Here is a 17054-nt window from a genome sequence, read left to right on the forward strand (position 1 = left end):
CAATTGTCTGGCAACCGGACCTTCCTGACCTTTGCTTTCGGCTGCCTGATGGTATAGGGCTACACCGGATTCAACATCATAAGCACTAACCACATGCAGGGCTTCAAATAATGTCCCCTTACAGGTTCCTCTCAGGGTTTTTCCATCAATGGCGATAAGACTTTTTCCTGCCCTGACCCGACGCTGGTTGATCCAGGCATAAAAGGCTTCAACCAGTGCATCTTGCTCTATCATTTTGATAATATTAGCAATACAGTGACGACGGGGAATACCGTGAGTAAAATGCGTGTATTGTTTAAGCCACTCGCTCTGTAACTCCCCAAATTCCTGAATCGATTTCCAGCCAGAAGCGCCGCATAATACAGCGGAGAAGGCTAAAAAAATCACATCCATTAGCTCATGTTTTTTATTGATGTCAGAACGGGGGTCTTCTATCTTGCTGATAAAATTAAAAATACTCATTATTAGGATCGCTTTTTTATGGAAGAGAGAGATCTTAACGTTTTAATGAGAGAAATACCTATAAAAAGTCATGTTCTGATTTTTATTTAACCAAAATAACCTTATTAAAAGTGTGAGATCCCACCCTGGTCAATCAGCAGAATTGAACTGAAAGAAATACTAAACAAGGGTCTTTCAAGCATAATTCAATGGAATAAAACATTCGTCCGTTATGAACATATTGAAAACGGTGGTATTAAAATTTTCTTTGCCGATGGCAGTCACGAAAATGTCGATGTGCTTGTCGGTGCAGACGCCAGCAATTCAAAAGTACGTAAACAGTACCTTCCTTTTATCGAAAGATTCGATGTTGGTGTTAGTATGGTCATTGGTCGTGCGCGTCTTACCCCGGTTCTCACAGCTTTACTACCCCAAAATTTCCTGGATGGCACACCTAACAGTATCGTACCTAAAAGCCCCGACTGGTTGTTCATCTCTATGTGGCGTGCCCCAGTTAATATCCATGTAGAGGCCGCCTCAGCAGAAATCGATAACTTTATCGTATGGGCTTACGTAGCAGCAACAGATAGTTTTCCTGACAATATCACTGATTTTTCCGCTGAAGCCCTCTGCGATTTGGTTCAATCCCGTATGATTTCATGGGACCCAAACCTACATACTCTGATTAAACAAAGTGATATGGAAAACATATCTCCGCTACACTTACGCAGCATGCCCCATCTTCCACCCTGGAAATCGAGTGCTGTCACACTACTTGGGGATGCTATTCATAACATGACGCCAATGACAGGCGCAGGAGCGAATACAGCGCTGCGAGATGCTCTTTTACTTACACAGAAGCTTGCCAGTGTAGCGTCTGGCCACGAAGAGTTAATCAAGGCAATTTCAGATTATGAGCAACAAATGCGCGCATATGCTAATGAGATCGTTGGAATTTCACTGCGCAGCGCTCAGAACGCTGTAGTACATTTTTCAATACCACCATTAAAACAACGGCATTTGAGCATAAGAAGAAAAAATACATCTCAAAGTTATCAGCACCGACGTTAATATTCCGAGTGAATTGTCATACCTGAGAGTTAATTCCATACCATTACTCTAGATATACTGATTACAACGATAAGAATGAGGTGAAGATAAAAAAGACCCGCCACCAGTATATATCATACTGGTGGCTTAGTTTAATTAATTATGCAATTTTTACCCAAGGATAAGCATCAGATGTTTCTGCGCCGTCTGGCACGGTACCTCTATTCCACCATTTAGCTTCCCAATTTTGATTGTTCCAACTCACTCTATCGCCAGCTTTATACACCTTATTTGCATCCCAGACAGGGTAATCACTGCCTGTATCTGGATTAACTGGATCAACCGGCTCAACATTAATACCTTTGAAATAGAATGGCGCCATATCTATTTTTTTCGTAATTAACTCACAACCAAGACCTTCTCTAGCCGCATTGATTAATAAACCACGATCTTGGTCTGCGGTCCATGTAAATATTCCCCCCAGATTCTTTTCTAATGCATATTGTGCTTTAGCTTTAACGGAGCGAGGAGTATCAAGAGAAATAAATAACTTGCTTTCCTTATTATAGAGATAATCAGCATCCGCTATTTCATCGGTATACAAGTCAAAATTATATCTCCCCCTCTTTTCTTCCAAATCTAGATAATTATATATCGTGTCATACCATTCTGTTGTCCCTGATTCAAATGAACCGGTCGTTGTAATCTTCGGATCTTTTTTCGGGACATAGCCAGGATCATAACTGCCAGATAATGGAGAATAACTATCAATCACCGTATTTCTACCATTGCGTGAATAGCCGGTGTAACCAATATTGATTGCAGATGCAGGCACGCCAAGGCTCAATAAGTATTCAACCGCTTTTTCTACACTATTATCACCGCCAGGATAATTGCGGAGATTGGTGTGATGTAACAACCTTTCAGCCCACGGAGTACCAAAGAAATCATAGGTCATAACGTTAATACCATATAACCCAACTTGCAGTAATTCAGGTATTTTTGATTTTTCCATTTTCTCTGGTACCGCCGAACAGGCAATACTTATTTTTATATCTGAACGCCCTGCTTCTTTAAAAGCAGCAGTTAAGTCTTTAATTAAACTAACATAATAATCGCCATCGTCTGGTGCATACATGTTACCTTCATTTCCAGCAACGCCGGGATACTCCCAATCAATATCAATTTCGGTAAACATAGGGAAACGCCGGAATATATCAACTAAACTCGAACAGAAATAAGATTTTAGTGTTTCGTCTCTGACCATATTATAAAAGCCATTACTCATGGTCCAACCGCCAACACTAAATGACATAATAAGGTCATGGCCTTGAGCTTTTGCAGCTTGTTGAACTTTAGCCAACCCACCTAATACGCCCATACTTTTAGATTGCTCAAAATCCCTTGGCATTTGGATATCTTGCCAACCAGAATAGGTACAATTCTGATAAGATTGGCAATCTCCCCAAGCATCTGTGAATGTCACTTCTCCATTATTGGTGCGGGAAAATAATGGCGCTTGCTCTTTAATTTGCTGCTTTTTTTCACCCTCATCACCTAATATTCCACAGAAACCAATAACTAATTTATCATAAGCAAAAGGATTATCTAAAAGGTGCTGTAAATCTATTCCTCTACCTCGACGAATAGGATCTTGATTGCCTTGTAATCTACCATCATATTGCGACCAATCTGTATAATAGCCAAAAACTTTAGGCTTATTCCGTGTGTCATATTTATTGTAGACTGGTAATGCGGTTCTTCCCGATGTGTAACTGAAATTTATTGTTTCAGTTGATGGATTGAAATTATCTATCTGATAAGACTGTTCACTAAGAAAATCTGTCTGGATTATTTTTGACATAAATCACCTCGACTAGATATCAATTTATTTTTCGATGAACACTCCAATTGCTTTACTTGCGTGGTAACATAATTACATTCTAGCTTGTATTCTTAGGAAAACAAATAATTGCTATTTGTTTGATTGTTAATGGTCAACTCAAATTTATGTCAATGAAATTTATATTACCGACTATTTATTATCAAATGGTAAAAACAAATAATTGCAAATTGTAAATATATTCATTGTCATTGTTACAATGATCCATCTAAATTAAATTTGTAAATTAATTTTTACGAACCATTTATTTTAATTTTATTTTCAATTGACTATTCCTTATATTTTATATTTATACTAATTTGTATCCTCAGCGGTGTTCGTTTCTTTGAAATATTATTACCATACTTATATATGGAGATTAAAATGAAAGCTAAAGATGTTCAGCCAACCATTATTATTAATAAAAATGGCCTTATCTCTTTGGAAGATATCTATGACATTGCGATAAAACAAAAAAAAGTAGAGATATCAGAGGAAATCACTGAACTTTTGGCGCATGGTCGTGAAAAATTGGAGGAAAAATTAAATTCAGGAGAGGTTATATATGGAATCAATACGGGGTTTGGGGGGAATGCCAATTTAGTTGTGCCATTTGAAAAGATTTCAGAGCATCAGCAAAATCTGCTAACTTTTCTTTCTGCTGGTACTGGGGACTATATGTCCAAACCTTGTATTAAAGCGTCACAATTTACTATGTTACTTTCTGTTTGCAAAGGTTGGTCTGCAACCAGACCAATTGTCGCTCAAGCAATTGTTGATCATATTAACCATGATATTGTTCCTCTGGTTCCTCGCTATGGCTCAGTGGGTGCAAGTGGTGATTTAATTCCTTTATCTTATATTGCACGTGCATTATGTGGTATCGGCAAAGTTTATTATATGGGAGCAGAAATTGATGCTGCTGAAGCAATTAAACGCGCAGGGTTGACGCCATTATCGTTAAAGGCAAAAGAAGGGCTCGCTCTGATTAACGGCACACGAGTAATGTCAGGTATCAGTGCAATTACCGTCATTAAACTGGAAAAACTATTTAAAGCCTCAATCTCTGCTATTGCCCTTGCTGTTGAGGCATTACTTGCATCTCATGAACATTATGATGCCCGAATTCAACAAGTCAAAAATCACCCTGGTCAAAACGCGGTGGCAAGTGCATTGCGTAATTTATTGGCAGGTTCAACTCAGGTTAATTTATTAACTGGGATTAAAGAACAAGCCAATAAAGCTTGTCGGCATCAAGAAGTTACCCAACTAAATGATACCTTACAGGAAGTTTATTCAATTCGTTGCGCACCACAGATATTAGGTATAGTGCCAGAATCTTTAACTACCGCACGGAAAATATTGGAACGGGAAGTTATCTCAGCTAATGATAACCCATTAATAGATCCAGAAAATGGCGATGTTCTACACGGTGGGAATTTTATGGGGCAATATGTCGCCCGGACAATGGATGCATTAAAACTGGACATTGCTTTAATTGCTAATCATCTTCATGCCATTGTGGCGCTTATGATGGATAACCGCTTCTCACGTGGATTACCTAACTCACTTAGTCCGACACCCGGTATGTATCAAGGTTTTAAAGGCGTCCAACTTTCTCAAACCGCTTTAGTTGCTGCCATTCGCCATGATTGTGCTGCATCAGGTATTCATACTCTCGCCACAGAACAATACAATCAAGATATTGTCAGTTTAGGTCTGCATGCCGCTCAAGATGTTTTAGAGATGGAGCAGAAATTACGCAATATTGTTGCAATGACCATTCTGGTAGTTTGTCAGGCGATTCATCTGCGCGGCAATATTAGTGAAATTGCGCCTGAAACCGCTAAATTTTACCATGCAGTACGCGAAATCAGCCCTCCTTTAATCACTGATCGTGCATTGGATGAAGATATAATCCGCATTGCGGATGCAATTATTAATGATCAACTTCCTCTGCCAGAAATCATGCTGGAAGAATGAAAAGAAAGTCACTGAAAGTTTTTCAACCATCGCTTGACTAAAAATACAGAACCCCCTTTACTGAGGTAGAAACAGTGTAAGTAAATAAGGGGTTTTGTATGATCGTTTTTGTGACAGGAGCAACTTCAGGTTTTGGTGAATCAATTGCCAGAAGATTCATTCAAAACGGTGCTAAAGTTATTGCGACTGGACGACGTAGAGAACGGTTAGAGAAATTAAAAGCTGAACTAGGTGATAACTTTTACTTTGTCCAATTTGATGTAACTGATCGGGCAGCAATCAATCAAGTTGTAGAACAATTACCAGAATCACTCCGTCCTATCGATATTTTAGTCAATAATGCAGGTTTGGCGCTTGGATTAGAACCTGCTCATCTGGCTAACCTGGATGACTGGGAAATAATGATTGATACCAATGTCAAAGGGCTTGTCAATATGACCCATGCTCTGCTGCCTGGAATGGTAGCAAGAAATCATGGGCATATTATTAATATCGGTTCTACCGCTGCAAGTTGGCCATATTCCGGTGGGAACGTTTATGGCGCAACTAAAGCCTTCGTCAAACAGTTTAGTTTAAACTTACGAGCTGATTTGCAGGGAAAAAATATCCGTGTTACTGATATAGAACCCGGTTTAGTGGGTGGAACTGAGTTTTCTTTAGTCCGTTTTAAAGGCGACAATGATAAAGTGAATAAAACCTACGATGGCACTCAGGCATTAACCGCTGAAGATGTCACCGAAGCTGTTTTTTGGGTTGCCAATTTACCTGCCCATGTCAACATTAATACACTAGAAATGATGCCGGTTTGCCAATCATTTGCCGGACTTAGTGTGCATCGGAATGAATAATCACATTCTTCTTGATAATTTGTTGAACATCTTGATGCTATCTTATAATTTATCTATCTGATAGTTTCTTATTGCGCCATCTAAATTGGCTCCATCTCTTTCAAGAGTTCCAAGAGGATAAAAGATGAATATTTGTAATTCTTTGATATTAAAAGCTATGCCAGCTATCGCTCTGGCAATACCACTGTTATGGCAAACGCCAGCATTGGCGGCAACTTGCACTTCGGGAAGTACCTGCGTCACAGTGCATGGCAGCGGAGATTCTGTACTCGATAAAGAAGCCGCCCGTCAAAGCAAAGAACAATGGGATGAAACCAAAAATCTTCGCACTAAGATTAATAAACGTGCTGAGAAAGAGTTCGACAAGTTCGATAAAGCCATTGATGCTCGTGATGCATGTATGAAAAGTACCAATATCAATGCTTATTGGGAACCCAATACCGAACGTTGTTTAGACAGCAATACAGGTATGCCTATCAGACCGTAATGTAAAGGTAATGATAATGAAGATGAAAAAAGCACTTTTATGTAGTGCGCTGTTCTTTACCCTATCTCCACTTGCACTTGCTGCACAAGCTTCATGCGAAAGCGTGAAAGAACAAATTGCGCAGAAGATTATCAATAATGGTGTGCCGGAATCTGGCTTTACATTGGAAATTGTTGCTAATGACCATGTTGAACAAGCCGGAAGTAAAATCGTTGGGCATTGTGAAAATAATGCCAAAAAGATTGTGTATACCCGGCAAGGAAACCAATCTCAACCTCATCCGACCTCCAAATAGACCAACATCATCTTTCTGAAGGAAAACACATACAGTTCAGAAAAAATATTACGCCAATATTTACCATTAATGAGTAGAGGCCGAGGCTATGCGCTTCGGCCCTTTTCCATATTATCTCTCGGAGAACAACATGTTAGCAGTGTTTTCCGTGGCAAGTTGCACCTGAATGATAACCCTAAATACAGTTTCATATGTAAACCATTATTTTTTTTAAAACTGACAATTTAAATAATCAACTCTAATATTATAAAGTTTTAAAACATAAATATTCGCCGAATAATGGTGAGCTAAATATCTTATTTACTCAAAAAATCATATTGAAATTTTAAAATAGGAAATCGTTATGAGTGATCTTATCGCTAAGAAAATTCTCTCTATCATGGTGTTTTTAATAACATTAGCTATCTCAGGATGTAGCGCTGTCGCAGGAAATCAAACAGAAACCGAAAATCTTAATAGCAGTAGCAGTGAGCAATATGTAAAAATTTATTTGCATAATAATACATCACACTTATTAGAGGCTGAAAAAATAGACTTACTTTGGGGAAGCTGGACTAAAAAACCATCGTCATCAATATCTGCATATAATTGCGATTCATTTACCTCAAAAGGTAAGATTTTGAGTGGCACTGAGGGCAAAATTATTTATCGTTTACCCAATGGTGAAAATAAGTTAAATGTTCATTGGAGCCTTTCATATTGGGGTACTCAGAACCAAGATATTCATCTTTCTGAAGGATCAGATAAGTATAAACTTGAAAAAACAGTTAAAAGTTTATCTCCTTCAGGCATAAAGATTGATATCTATCTCACTGAAAAAAATATAGACAGCAATTATAAAATTGCCGTGATGTCAGATCCTCAGCCGTGGCGTTTAGATCCTGAAAAAGGTGATCCTAATGCCGACAAAAAACCGTGGGAAGAATTAAATAGAAAGGTAGCAAACAGTATCAATAATATTTATGAACGTAATCATCTTGCTTTTGGCATCGTTAATGGCGATCTTACCGAATTTGGACGTGCTAGTACCAGAAGAAGCCTTGAGGAGATATATACATCAAAAATCAAATTCCCGCTATTTATGGGATTAGGAAATCATGATTATGCAAATAATGTTAATGATTGTACTTACCCCGAAGGTCTTGATTTCAGTCGTAATGCCTGCGCCAGATCTGCTGTCTTTGATATGGCAGAGAGAATAAGTAATTATAGTAAAGAATTAAATAATTTCTCCTATGACTATGACAATGAAGCATGGAAAGGAAGTCTATCTTATTCATGGGATTTTGGTGATATTCATTACGTTCAATTGCAAAATTATCCTACTTATAGTGTCAATTTGGATCACTATGTCAGTCCAACTGTTTATATTACAAAATCCCTTAACTGGTTGGAAAGCGATCTTAAATCTGCTCAAACAAGAGGAAAAGCAGTGGTTTTAAATTTTCATGATGGGTATGACCATTTTATTAACAACAGCAGCTATGCTGAAAAGGAAAAATTTAAGTCACTGATTAAAAAATACAACGTTATGGCGGTTTTCGTTGGACATTCACATTTTCTTAAAGAATACAAATCCTCTGTATTTGGAAATGCAAGAGTCTATGACAGCGGAGCACTATTTAAAGGTAATTTCTTTATCATTAATGTTAATAAAAAATGCATGCAAATATCTGCATATAATGGAATAGATGGCACTCCCAAGTTTGTTAAAAAAATGACCAGTGTTTGTGGTACATAGAGCTCAAACCTATTTATTATATCGTACTGAAATTTTAGTCTGATGATAAACCTCACTTTCTCACAAGTGAGGTTTTCTTATTGATTGCTTATAGATCACAATCACGATATTTATGTATATACCCGTCATCTTTCAAGATGCAGTTTTTAGCACCTGAAAATGGTCGTTAATTCCAGACATCAGCGAGTCCGCTATATCAGGTAGCGTTGTGGTGAAAAATTTGAATACTTTGTCTCGAAATTCATGTTTATCAGCGAAATAATGGTTATTTCGAACAGGTTCATTCATAACCTTCCATAATCGTTCTATCGGGTTTAAATTTTGGCTATATGAAGGAAGGTAATGTCACTCAATGTTGCTAACATAAGCCTACTCCTCCACAAGATGAGCTTTGTTGTCACCCGCACCATCCACAATAAGATGAATTTTTTAATATTTGCCATTTATTAACCATCCTGAATTCGATGATAGGAATATTTTTGATATTACGTCCCAAATATCACCCGCTAAAACACCATTATCTCAAGAGGAGATACAAGCTCATATTGCTGCCGGCAATAAAAGAAGAAATAAAAAAAGCAAATAATCTTATTATTAGGGAGTAGCATAGGATGCTCCCCTGATAACATTGCTGATAAAAGATCACAGGAAACAATGTACTTGATTAGAAAACCGAACTCTTTAATAAATTTACCCGCTCTTAATTAATAAAACCGACAAAGAAAAAAATAACTTGCATAAAATAACTTATTTTGGTAGCTATAATTGAGAATACTAATGTCAACAATGAGGGCAAACTGAATGACTAAATTCATCCTTACGCTGTCTATTATCCTTGGTCTTACAGGGTGTGTTTCGCAGAAGCAACCACTTTCTCTTGATTACATCGCAGGTAATGAAACATTTCATTTATCCAAACCTTGTATAGAACAAGCTCTTCCTGTAGGAGAAGTCGGTGATGATTTAGCTGTGAATGTCAATAACATTTTTATTAAGGTTAAAAAAGGACTGAATTGTAGTGACCGGTTCAAACTTTTTTTAGCAAGAAACTTAGGGAAAGAGTTGTTTATTTACTTTGACGGTAAGCCAGTCATAAAAACCAGACTTGTTTCTATGATTCATCCAGAAGAAGGCTTCCATCAAGCAATAGAATCGAAATCATTGTCAGATGGAATTCTTAGATCCTTGAATTAATGAAAAGCCTATGGTTGCTACTCTTGTGTTTCATTTATCCATCAAAAAAAGCAAACCATAGGCTCAACTTTAAGCGTTGTAAATGATCCTAATGACTTGACCTATAGAGTAACTTTTAAACCTAATACGATCCGTACCAGCACCATTATTATCCGTAATTTGATGTGATCCAGGTCCCGTTGTACTTATTCGTTTCACTCCAGTCGATACGGGATATTCAATTTCAACACCAAAAGCTGATGGGGCCGATGAGTCGGTATCAAAACTTATGGTATATACTGAAATTCCTGAATGCATTCGAAGATCAACCCACGGTCCCCATGTTAATGGCGGTGCCCAACCTTGCCTTATCGCCATAACAACCTCCTTCCCAATCAGACCATAATTATGAATGGCATTTATAAGATAGACTGTCACAGCATATATGCACATTTTTTTATGTATTTTTTCAGTATATATCACATCCTTGTGTGATTTATATAAGTGAATTCAAAAATTATCGCTTTTATCATAAAAAAACCAAGATTACGGTTTATAAAAAACACAAAATAATTAGACAGGAAATTAACTAAATTCGAATTAATATAAAAATTATAACTCATTATAATAATATTTTATGTAGATTAATGAGTTATTAAATGATATATATCCAAAATGGAGGAAGGTAATGATCTCCATTTCGGATAAAATCAAGCATCTTCAATGACTACGGGTATATTTATGTATATTGGTTCTCTATACCAACTTCACTCTCATTTCCCCCAACTTGTTTAAATATAGTGGCGACATCCAAGTAGCAGGATAAATCTTTTTCTTCTGGACGTAAAATATAAGGAATTTCACCTAACTGTGGCGCATTAATGTGACGGCGTAACCTATCCATCACTTTCGTATAGTGCGATAAACCAGGATTAATTCTGTTAGCTACCCATCCGACTAATTGCAATCCATCATTTATTATTGCCTGCGCGGTTAAAATTGAGTGATTTACACAGCCAGGCTGAATACCAACAACTAAAATGACAGGGATTTTTTCCCGAATCACCCAATTAAAATAAAAAGTGTCATCATCCAGTAATACACGCCAACCACCGTTACCTTCAATAATAACGCGATCTGCTTTATTACTAAGATTATTTAATCCTTTTTTCATCTGTTCGAAATCAACCTGATTTCCTTCACAATACCTGCTTTTCCAGATAACTGGGTTAATTTCTTCATATTTAAGCGGAACGGGAGATGATTTTTGTAGAATCACGCCATCTCGATTACGCATACCTTCTTCTGTTTCGTACCCTTCTGTGGCGATAGGTTTATACCCTACTGCCGTTGCTCCGTCACGATTAAAAACTTGTAATAATGCACGGGTAACAACTGTTTTACCTATGTTGGTATCTGTCCCCGTAACAAATAGGCGCGTTAACATAAATTCTGTTTTCCATAATGACAGATAGAATCCGATTAGTGAGCGCTTAAGTCTAGAGGATGCAACTATAAGGGAGATTGCGTTAGCTCAATGTTTTGTTTAATTGCTACGTCAATTTAGCAAAAAAATCTATATAAAGTTAATATTACAACCAGAGAACCGCTATCAAGCATATTATCCTTTCATTAAATTGATCAATAATGAACCATCATATAAAGCTTTTTTAACTGATGCTACCGCAGATAATGTACCTGAATTATTGAATTTTGTCGCAACTAACTCAATCTGTTTGCTATAAGCAGGCAAAGAGTGCCGTTGAATACATTCATTAATCACCGGATACAAAATTTGCTGTGAAGCATTAAGGGGAGAACCCATCAAAATTTTTTCTGGGTTAAATAAATTAACCATAATTGCGATAATATGACCAATTTTCATCCCAATATCACGAATAATATCTACTGCCAAAGTATCGCCGTTATTAACCGCCTGACAAAATGATTCAATAGTCAGTGGCTCACCGTTCAGTAAAGAATCTGGCACCACTGCCAATTGCTGTTTTGCTCTGGATAAAATATGGCTGATACCCGCAACCGTTTCCAAACATCCCAAATTCCCACAATAGCAGCGTTTACCATCAGGTTCAGCCTGAATATGCCCTATCTCCATTACACCACCGTTGCCAGCATGTAATGTTTGCCCCGCAATAATCACGCCAACGCCAACATATTCATCAATGACCATTTGGATAATATTCTGACAATTTTTTGCCGCTCCATATAATGATTCAGCTATCGTCCAGGCAGTTATTTCATGTTGAAGAAAGACCGGTAATCCAGTGCGACGATGCAGATATTCTCCTATTGGTAACTCTTGAACCTGATAATAAGGGAAACTGTGGATTAAACCTTTGGTCGGATCAACAATGGCGTTTATAGTTATGCTAATTGCCGTCAAACGTTCAAGACGGGATTGATAACGACTAAAAAATGCATCAATCTCATCAATAATACTATCTAAAAAGGATTTTTCCTCGTTGACCGGTAATGGCAATATATCTTCAACAACTAACTTGCTGCTTAAATCACGCAGTCCCAATATTAAACTTCCCAAGTTAATACTGACACACAAGAAATGCCAACTTTCAGAATCAAGCTTCAGTCCGGTCGCCGGGCGCCCTCGGAATCCTAAATCCAAAAATTCCGTTTCCATGACTAAATGCGCATCGACCAATTCACGGACAATCTTAGTAATACTGGCTGGAGCAAGTTGAGCTTTTTTAGATAGCTCAATACGGGAAATTGGACCATATTGATCAATCAACCGATAAACAGCACCAATATTAATCTGTTTTATCTGATCAATATGCCCTGGTTGTCCATCCATTATTTACCCTTTTACGCTCTAATTAATTCACGCTTCAAAATAATTGTTGACTGATTATGTCTAGGTTTTAGGCAAAAAGTATGATTCTTTCAGTAAATATGTGATATTCAGCACGAAATTTAGCTGATTTCTACTTATTTTTTCCATTCAATATATTAGATATGAGTAGGTTTATCAGCCTGTCTGCTGCGGCCGATATTGGCCGATTTTTGTGATTTACCAACCAGACCTCAGAGCAAGAATGATTATCAACTAACGGAATATACTGAACACCATCCACTTTCATGCGGGTAAAAGATTCAGTCACAACACTGACGCCTAATCCCGCAGAAACCAGCCCAAGAATGGTCATTGCTTCACCTGCTTCCTGTGAAATCATCGGCGTCACGCCTGATTGAGCAAGTAATGTCATGATTTCATCATATAAAGCAGTCCCTACTTCACGCTCAAAAAACACCATCGGATAACCTGCCAACATTTCGAGCTTTATTCCCTGAGGAGCATATTCCAGTAAAGGATGTCCATCATAAACAGCAAGCATAAAAGGTTCTCGAAATAATAGCCGATACTCAAGATTATCTGGCAACTGGGTATTACGCATGATGCCAACATCGATCCGTCCAGTCAGTAATGGCGCAATCTGTTGTTTAGTATTCATCTGGTGCATATGAATAGCGACTTCCGGGTAACGTTCCCGAAATTGCCGTAAACTCAGCGTAACCTTATGCATAAAAGGCGTCGTAGAGGTGAAACCGATAGATATTTCACCTAATTCTCCTTTTTGCATTCTTGCTGCTTTTGTTGCAGCCGCATCAACTTGAGCCAGGATCTGATAAGCTTCTTTTAGAAACATGTTACCTGCCGGCGTCAAGCTCACATTCCGGTTATTACGTTCTAACAACTGCGCATTTATACTATTTTCAAGTGATTGAATCTGTTGGCTTAACGGAGGCTGTGAAATATTAAGCCGTTCTGCCGCACGACCAAAATGTAATTCCTCTGCCACCGCAATAAAGTAACGTAAATGCCGTAGTTCGATAGCCATAATCACCTTTAAGATCTAATACATATTATTATTAATGATTAATATATTAGACAAAATATTTTGCAATTCATATGCTTGATCTTCATAAAGATATAAGCTAACTAATGAGTTAAGTAAGGAAATTATGTGAGTACCAGTCATAGTATCAGTGAAAATCCGGCTCCTGATAATCATCTTGTCCAAAATGTTCAAAATAAGAAAAGTTATATCCAGAAAGACGATCCTCTCTATGTTAAAGTTACATTGTCACTCTTTACCGTAGGATTAGCTGCATTTGCCCTACTCTATTTCGTTCAACCAATCTTACCCATGCTGTCGGATGATTTTGGTGTTTCTCCCGCTACCAGTAGTTTATCTTTATCCCTTTCAACTGGCATGCTGGCGTTGGGATTATTAATCACAGGTCCTCTGTCTGATGCTATTGGCCGTAAAAATGTGATGGTGACAGCGCTATTTGCCGCCGCACTTTTCACTTTACTCAGTGCATTTATAACCAGTTGGCATGGAATTTTGATTGTACGCACTTTGGTTGGTTTGTCTCTCAGTGGCGTAGCCGCCGTTGCAATGACTTACCTTAGTGAGGAAATCCACCCTAATCTTGTTGCTTTATCAATGGGACTTTATGTTAGTGGTAATTCTATTGGCGGCATGAGTGGGCGATTAATATCAGGCGTTATCACTGATTATTTCTCATGGCGGGCTTCTGTCATCGTATTAGGTTTATTGGCCTTAATTGCGGCAATGATGTTTTGGCGTATGTTACCTGAATCACGTCATTTTAGACCAAGCTCTCTCAAGCCTAAATCTTTATTAGTCAATTTAAGATTACATTTTCGTGATAAAGGATTGCCATTACTGTTTTTTGAAGCCTTTTTACTCATGGGCAGCTTTGTTACCCTATTTAATTACATAAGTTATCGTTTATTGGATTCACCCTATCATTTTAATCAATCAATTGTCGGTATGTTGTCTATTGTTTATTTGGCAGGGACATACGGCGCCTCTAAAGTGGGCACATTAACCAATCAATATGGGCTTGGAAAAGTGCTGATCGCGACGATAAGTATGATGCTAATCGGTACGCTTATTACCCTCTTCTCATCCGCGGTGATGATTATCATTGGGATGATAGTCCTCACTTTCGGTTTCTTTGCTGCACATGCTGTTGCCAGCAGTTGGGTCGGACGTCGCGCTCGCCGGGCCAAAGCACAAGCGTCTTCTCTTTATCTGTTTTGTTATTACTTTGGTTCAAGTGTGGTAGGTACTTTGGGCGGTATATTTTGGCTCCAATTAGGTTGGAATGGCGTTGTCTTATTTATTGCTATTCTTATCTTTTTGGCTCTACTTTTAGGGTTTAAACTCGCCAAACTTCCAGAGGCAAGATAATAGAAAGGGAGAATGAGGCAGTTAAGGAAACCTGTTTATACCCGTCATCTTTCAAATTGCCTCTTTGTTGGCTGCGCTCACTCACCCCGGTAACATAGTTTGCTATGCTCCCGGGGATTCTCTCTCTTGCCGTCTCGATGTATTTTGAAATCCATTGGGTATATACAACCAAGCCGTTGACTAATTAATAATAACTTCAAAATCTGTAGAAATTAAATTTGCTAAAAAATTTGAACTCACTTTATTTTTTACAAAAAAAGATAGATTTGGAAAAATAGAGCCTTTACCACTATAACTCAACTCACCCTCTTTTATAATATAACAACAGGGTTCAATTAAATTTATGCTGTACTCTCCGGAACCTGTATCATCGGAATATATGCCAAAATTATCAAAACCATTCTCAACGTATTCCCCATTATTGAAAAACCAATCTTGAGTTGGCTTCTCCCTGGACATTTCTGCCGTAGAGTTTCTCGGAGTGAAAAACTGTGCTTTAAACGTGAATGCAAGATAAAGATTTGAAATATTTGGATAACAAAATAAGTTGCGAAATTCTGAAACATTTCGGCCATCCAACCATATAAATCCTGGAGTACCAATGCGAAAATTCAAATTTTCTGCTTTCCACTTCTCTATCTTTCTATCGGGTGCCAATGGGAATTTCATCACGATACCATTTGGAGCATATTTGTTTACATAAATATTAGTCATCATTGTGCCTCATTTTTTAATTGATTTACTTGGCTCAATAGCCCCAACCTTGTTTATTATCTCTTTTTTACAGTATAATGCCATAATCGGATTATCGCTAATATTCCACGGTCAAAATTACTTCACGTTCATCACACGGATAAAAAAATAATAGGATGATTCAGAAAATAGGAAAACACCGAAATTCATTTAGGATAAATGCAAAATATTCACCTATTGAAAAATTATTATCAACACTGATATCAATATTAAAATAATATACAAGAAGATTATTCCCATGTGGGAATAAACAGGAAATCGAGTAACGAGAATACGCCGGATTAATATCTTAAAACCTTTTTGGGATTTTAACTCGATATCTCCGCCTACATTGAGAGAAAATTTACAACAATTTTTACTAACGTGTTGCATGTAACGTTTTTTTGGTTATATTATAGACATCGTTACATGTCACGAGGGTGAAGTATGAATAAGGTTGCAGATCGTGTCAAAAAACACAGACAACAGCTCAGGATGTCAGGATTAAGGCCCGTTCAAATATGGGTGCCTGATACACGCCTTCCTCATTTTAAAGAAGAGTGTCGGCGTCAAAGCCGTCTGGCTATGGCAACACAGGACAAGGAAACGGATACACTATTGGAAAACGCGATAAATGAACTAGCTGATTCAGGAGACTGGGAGTGAAACGGGGAGACTTGATAACAGTTGCTCTACAAGGGGCTTATAGCAAGCCCCGCCCTGCGCTGGTTATCCAATCTGACAACTTTGATGAACATCCCAGTGTTACTATTTTGCCCGTGACCTCAACATTAATTGATGCACCACTTTTCCGGGTGATGATCGAGCCTCTTCCTGAAACAAATCTTGAAAAACCGTCACAGGCCATGATTGATAAAACCATGACTCTCCCGAAAGAAAAAGCTGGCGCAGTATTTGGTAAACTCGATTACGCGACAATGCAACAAGTGGATCGATGTTTAGCTTTGTTTTTAGGTATCGCAAAATAAAAAAATCATCATATAACTTCTTGCAAAATAGTTTTAAATTCAATTTTCAACTTCTCATAAAAGGCGACATCCATGTCGCCCCAAGCCGCTGACATCCAGTTTTACTGAATGGTTGGATGGAGAAGATCGCTGGGTATTAAAAGAGTGCAATGAAGATTACATTTGAAAT

General features: G+C 37.8%; 15 protein-coding genes and 3 pseudogenes. 10 read left to right on the forward strand and 8 right to left on the reverse strand.

All coding sequences use genetic code 11. The features are described 5' to 3' along the window. A pseudogene (locus tag EAE90_RS11675) lies at positions 1-462 on the reverse strand (ISAs1-like element ISPlu18 family transposase); the annotation flags it as partial. A gap of 129 nt (positions 463-591) precedes the next feature. Between EAE90_RS11675 and EAE90_RS24260 the strand changes: the two are divergent. Next, positions 592-1512, forward strand: a pseudogene (locus tag EAE90_RS24260) (stiblene epoxidase); the annotation flags it as partial. A gap of 139 nt (positions 1513-1651) precedes the next feature. On the opposite strand, the gene EAE90_RS11685 reads toward EAE90_RS24260, so the two are convergent. Continuing rightward, the gene (locus tag EAE90_RS11685) at positions 1652-3355 is read right to left on the reverse strand and encodes a glycoside hydrolase family 18 protein (protein WP_214053648.1); all 1704 of its coding nucleotides are present in this window, start codon (positions 3353-3355) and stop codon (positions 1652-1654) included. Between the two features lie 402 nt (positions 3356-3757). Between EAE90_RS11685 and stlA the strand changes: the two genes are divergently transcribed. From stlA to EAE90_RS11710, 5 genes are all read left to right on the forward strand, one after another. Beyond that, positions 3758-5356, forward strand: coding sequence for a phenylalanine ammonia-lyase StlA (gene stlA / locus EAE90_RS11690; protein ID WP_214053649.1), 1599 nt, complete (start codon positions 3758-3760; stop codon positions 5354-5356). Between the two features lie 98 nt (positions 5357-5454). Further along, positions 5455-6204 (forward strand): bifunctional NADP-dependent 3-hydroxy acid dehydrogenase/3-hydroxypropionate dehydrogenase YdfG, encoded by a 750-nt coding sequence (ydfG, locus tag EAE90_RS11695; RefSeq protein ID WP_214053650.1) that lies wholly within the window; start codon positions 5455-5457, stop codon positions 6202-6204. Between the two features lie 124 nt (positions 6205-6328). Continuing rightward, a complete protein-coding gene (locus tag EAE90_RS11700; RefSeq protein ID WP_214053651.1) occupies positions 6329-6691 on the forward strand; it encodes a DUF1283 family protein in 363 nt (120 codons plus the stop codon). 16 nt (positions 6692-6707) lie between these two features. Next, positions 6708-6986, forward strand: a complete 279-nt coding sequence (locus tag EAE90_RS11705) for a DUF1161 domain-containing protein (RefSeq protein ID WP_214053652.1) — start codon at positions 6708-6710, stop codon at positions 6984-6986. A gap of 343 nt (positions 6987-7329) precedes the next feature. Then, on the forward strand, positions 7330-8727 hold the full coding sequence (locus EAE90_RS11710) for a metallophosphoesterase (RefSeq protein WP_214053653.1): 1398 nt from the start codon (positions 7330-7332) through the stop codon (positions 8725-8727). Between the two features lie 132 nt (positions 8728-8859). On the opposite strand, the pseudogene EAE90_RS11715 reads toward EAE90_RS11710, so the two are convergent. After that, a pseudogene (locus tag EAE90_RS11715) lies at positions 8860-9156 on the reverse strand (transposase); the annotation flags it as partial. 372 nt (positions 9157-9528) lie between these two features. Here EAE90_RS11715 and EAE90_RS11720 point away from each other — a divergent pair. Further along, the gene (locus EAE90_RS11720; protein ID WP_214053654.1) at positions 9529-9921 is read left to right on the forward strand and encodes a hypothetical protein; all 393 of its coding nucleotides are present in this window, start codon (positions 9529-9531) and stop codon (positions 9919-9921) included. A 69-nt stretch (positions 9922-9990) separates the two neighbouring features. On the opposite strand, the gene EAE90_RS24265 is transcribed toward EAE90_RS11720, so the two are convergent. The 4 genes from EAE90_RS24265 to EAE90_RS11735 form a co-directional block, all read right to left on the reverse strand. Then, positions 9991-10353, reverse strand: a complete 363-nt coding sequence (locus EAE90_RS24265; protein WP_343221353.1) for a colicin Z C-terminal domain-related protein — start codon at positions 10351-10353, stop codon at positions 9991-9993. Between the two features lie 286 nt (positions 10354-10639). Further along, positions 10640-11347: a dethiobiotin synthase gene (gene bioD, locus EAE90_RS11725; RefSeq protein WP_214053655.1), complete on the reverse strand. Its 708-nt coding sequence runs from the start codon at positions 11345-11347 to the stop codon at positions 10640-10642. A 174-nt stretch (positions 11348-11521) separates the two neighbouring features. After that, positions 11522-12733, reverse strand: a complete 1212-nt coding sequence (mlc, locus tag EAE90_RS11730) for a sugar metabolism global transcriptional regulator Mlc (protein ID WP_214053656.1) — start codon at positions 12731-12733, stop codon at positions 11522-11524. 130 nt (positions 12734-12863) lie between these two features. Further along, entirely contained in the window at positions 12864-13778 is a 915-nt protein-coding gene (locus EAE90_RS11735) for a LysR family transcriptional regulator (protein ID WP_214053657.1), read from the reverse strand. A gap of 144 nt (positions 13779-13922) precedes the next feature. Here EAE90_RS11735 and EAE90_RS11740 point away from each other — a divergent pair, with 144 nt between their 5' ends. Next, positions 13923-15164 carry an MFS transporter gene (locus tag EAE90_RS11740; RefSeq protein ID WP_339921333.1) on the forward strand — a complete coding sequence of 414 codons (1242 nt, stop codon included), beginning with the start codon at positions 13923-13925 and terminating at the stop codon, positions 15162-15164. 180 nt (positions 15165-15344) lie between these two features. Here the strand turns inward: EAE90_RS11740 and EAE90_RS11745 are convergent, their stop codons facing one another. Beyond that, entirely contained in the window at positions 15345-15881 is a 537-nt protein-coding gene (locus EAE90_RS11745; RefSeq protein WP_214053659.1) for a hypothetical protein, read from the reverse strand. 462 nt (positions 15882-16343) lie between these two features. Here EAE90_RS11745 and EAE90_RS11750 point away from each other — a divergent pair, with 462 nt between their 5' ends. Together EAE90_RS11750 and EAE90_RS11755 are read left to right on the forward strand one after the other, a co-directional pair. Continuing rightward, the gene (locus EAE90_RS11750; RefSeq protein ID WP_214053660.1) at positions 16344-16562 is read left to right on the forward strand and encodes an antitoxin MazE family protein; all 219 of its coding nucleotides are present in this window, start codon (positions 16344-16346) and stop codon (positions 16560-16562) included. Continuing rightward, a complete protein-coding gene (locus tag EAE90_RS11755; RefSeq protein ID WP_214053661.1) occupies positions 16559-16885 on the forward strand; it encodes a type II toxin-antitoxin system PemK/MazF family toxin in 327 nt (108 codons plus the stop codon). The genes EAE90_RS11750 and EAE90_RS11755 overlap by 4 nt, the downstream gene beginning before the upstream one ends. Positions 16886-17054: the final 169 nt, after the last annotated feature.

The organism is Photorhabdus caribbeanensis (genome assembly GCF_018448885.1).
GTDB lineage: Bacteria > Pseudomonadota > Gammaproteobacteria > Enterobacterales > Enterobacteriaceae > Photorhabdus > Photorhabdus caribbeanensis.

Coding starts and splice junctions, on each gene's coding strand:
- EAE90_RS11745 (WP_214053659.1), bottom strand. CDS start 15,881: ATGATGACTAATATTTATGTAAACAAATATGCTCCAAATGGTATCGTG.
- EAE90_RS11750 (WP_214053660.1), top strand. CDS start 16,344: ATGAATAAGGTTGCAGATCGTGTCAAAAAACACAGACAACAGCTCAGG.
- ydfG (WP_214053650.1), top strand. CDS start 5,455: ATGATCGTTTTTGTGACAGGAGCAACTTCAGGTTTTGGTGAATCAATT.
- EAE90_RS11700 (WP_214053651.1), top strand. CDS start 6,329: ATGAATATTTGTAATTCTTTGATATTAAAAGCTATGCCAGCTATCGCT.
- bioD (WP_214053655.1), bottom strand. CDS start 11,347: ATGTTAACGCGCCTATTTGTTACGGGGACAGATACCAACATAGGTAAA.
- EAE90_RS24265 (WP_343221353.1), bottom strand. CDS start 10,353: ATGTGCATATATGCTGTGACAGTCTATCTTATAAATGCCATTCATAAT.
- mlc (WP_214053656.1), bottom strand. CDS start 12,733: ATGGATGGACAACCAGGGCATATTGATCAGATAAAACAGATTAATATT.
- EAE90_RS11720 (WP_214053654.1), top strand. CDS start 9,529: ATGACTAAATTCATCCTTACGCTGTCTATTATCCTTGGTCTTACAGGG.
- EAE90_RS11735 (WP_214053657.1), bottom strand. CDS start 13,778: ATGGCTATCGAACTACGGCATTTACGTTACTTTATTGCGGTGGCAGAG.
- stlA (WP_214053649.1), top strand. CDS start 3,758: ATGAAAGCTAAAGATGTTCAGCCAACCATTATTATTAATAAAAATGGC.
- EAE90_RS11705 (WP_214053652.1), top strand. CDS start 6,708: ATGAAGATGAAAAAAGCACTTTTATGTAGTGCGCTGTTCTTTACCCTA.
- EAE90_RS11710 (WP_214053653.1), top strand. CDS start 7,330: ATGAGTGATCTTATCGCTAAGAAAATTCTCTCTATCATGGTGTTTTTA.
- EAE90_RS11685 (WP_214053648.1), bottom strand. CDS start 3,355: ATGTCAAAAATAATCCAGACAGATTTTCTTAGTGAACAGTCTTATCAG.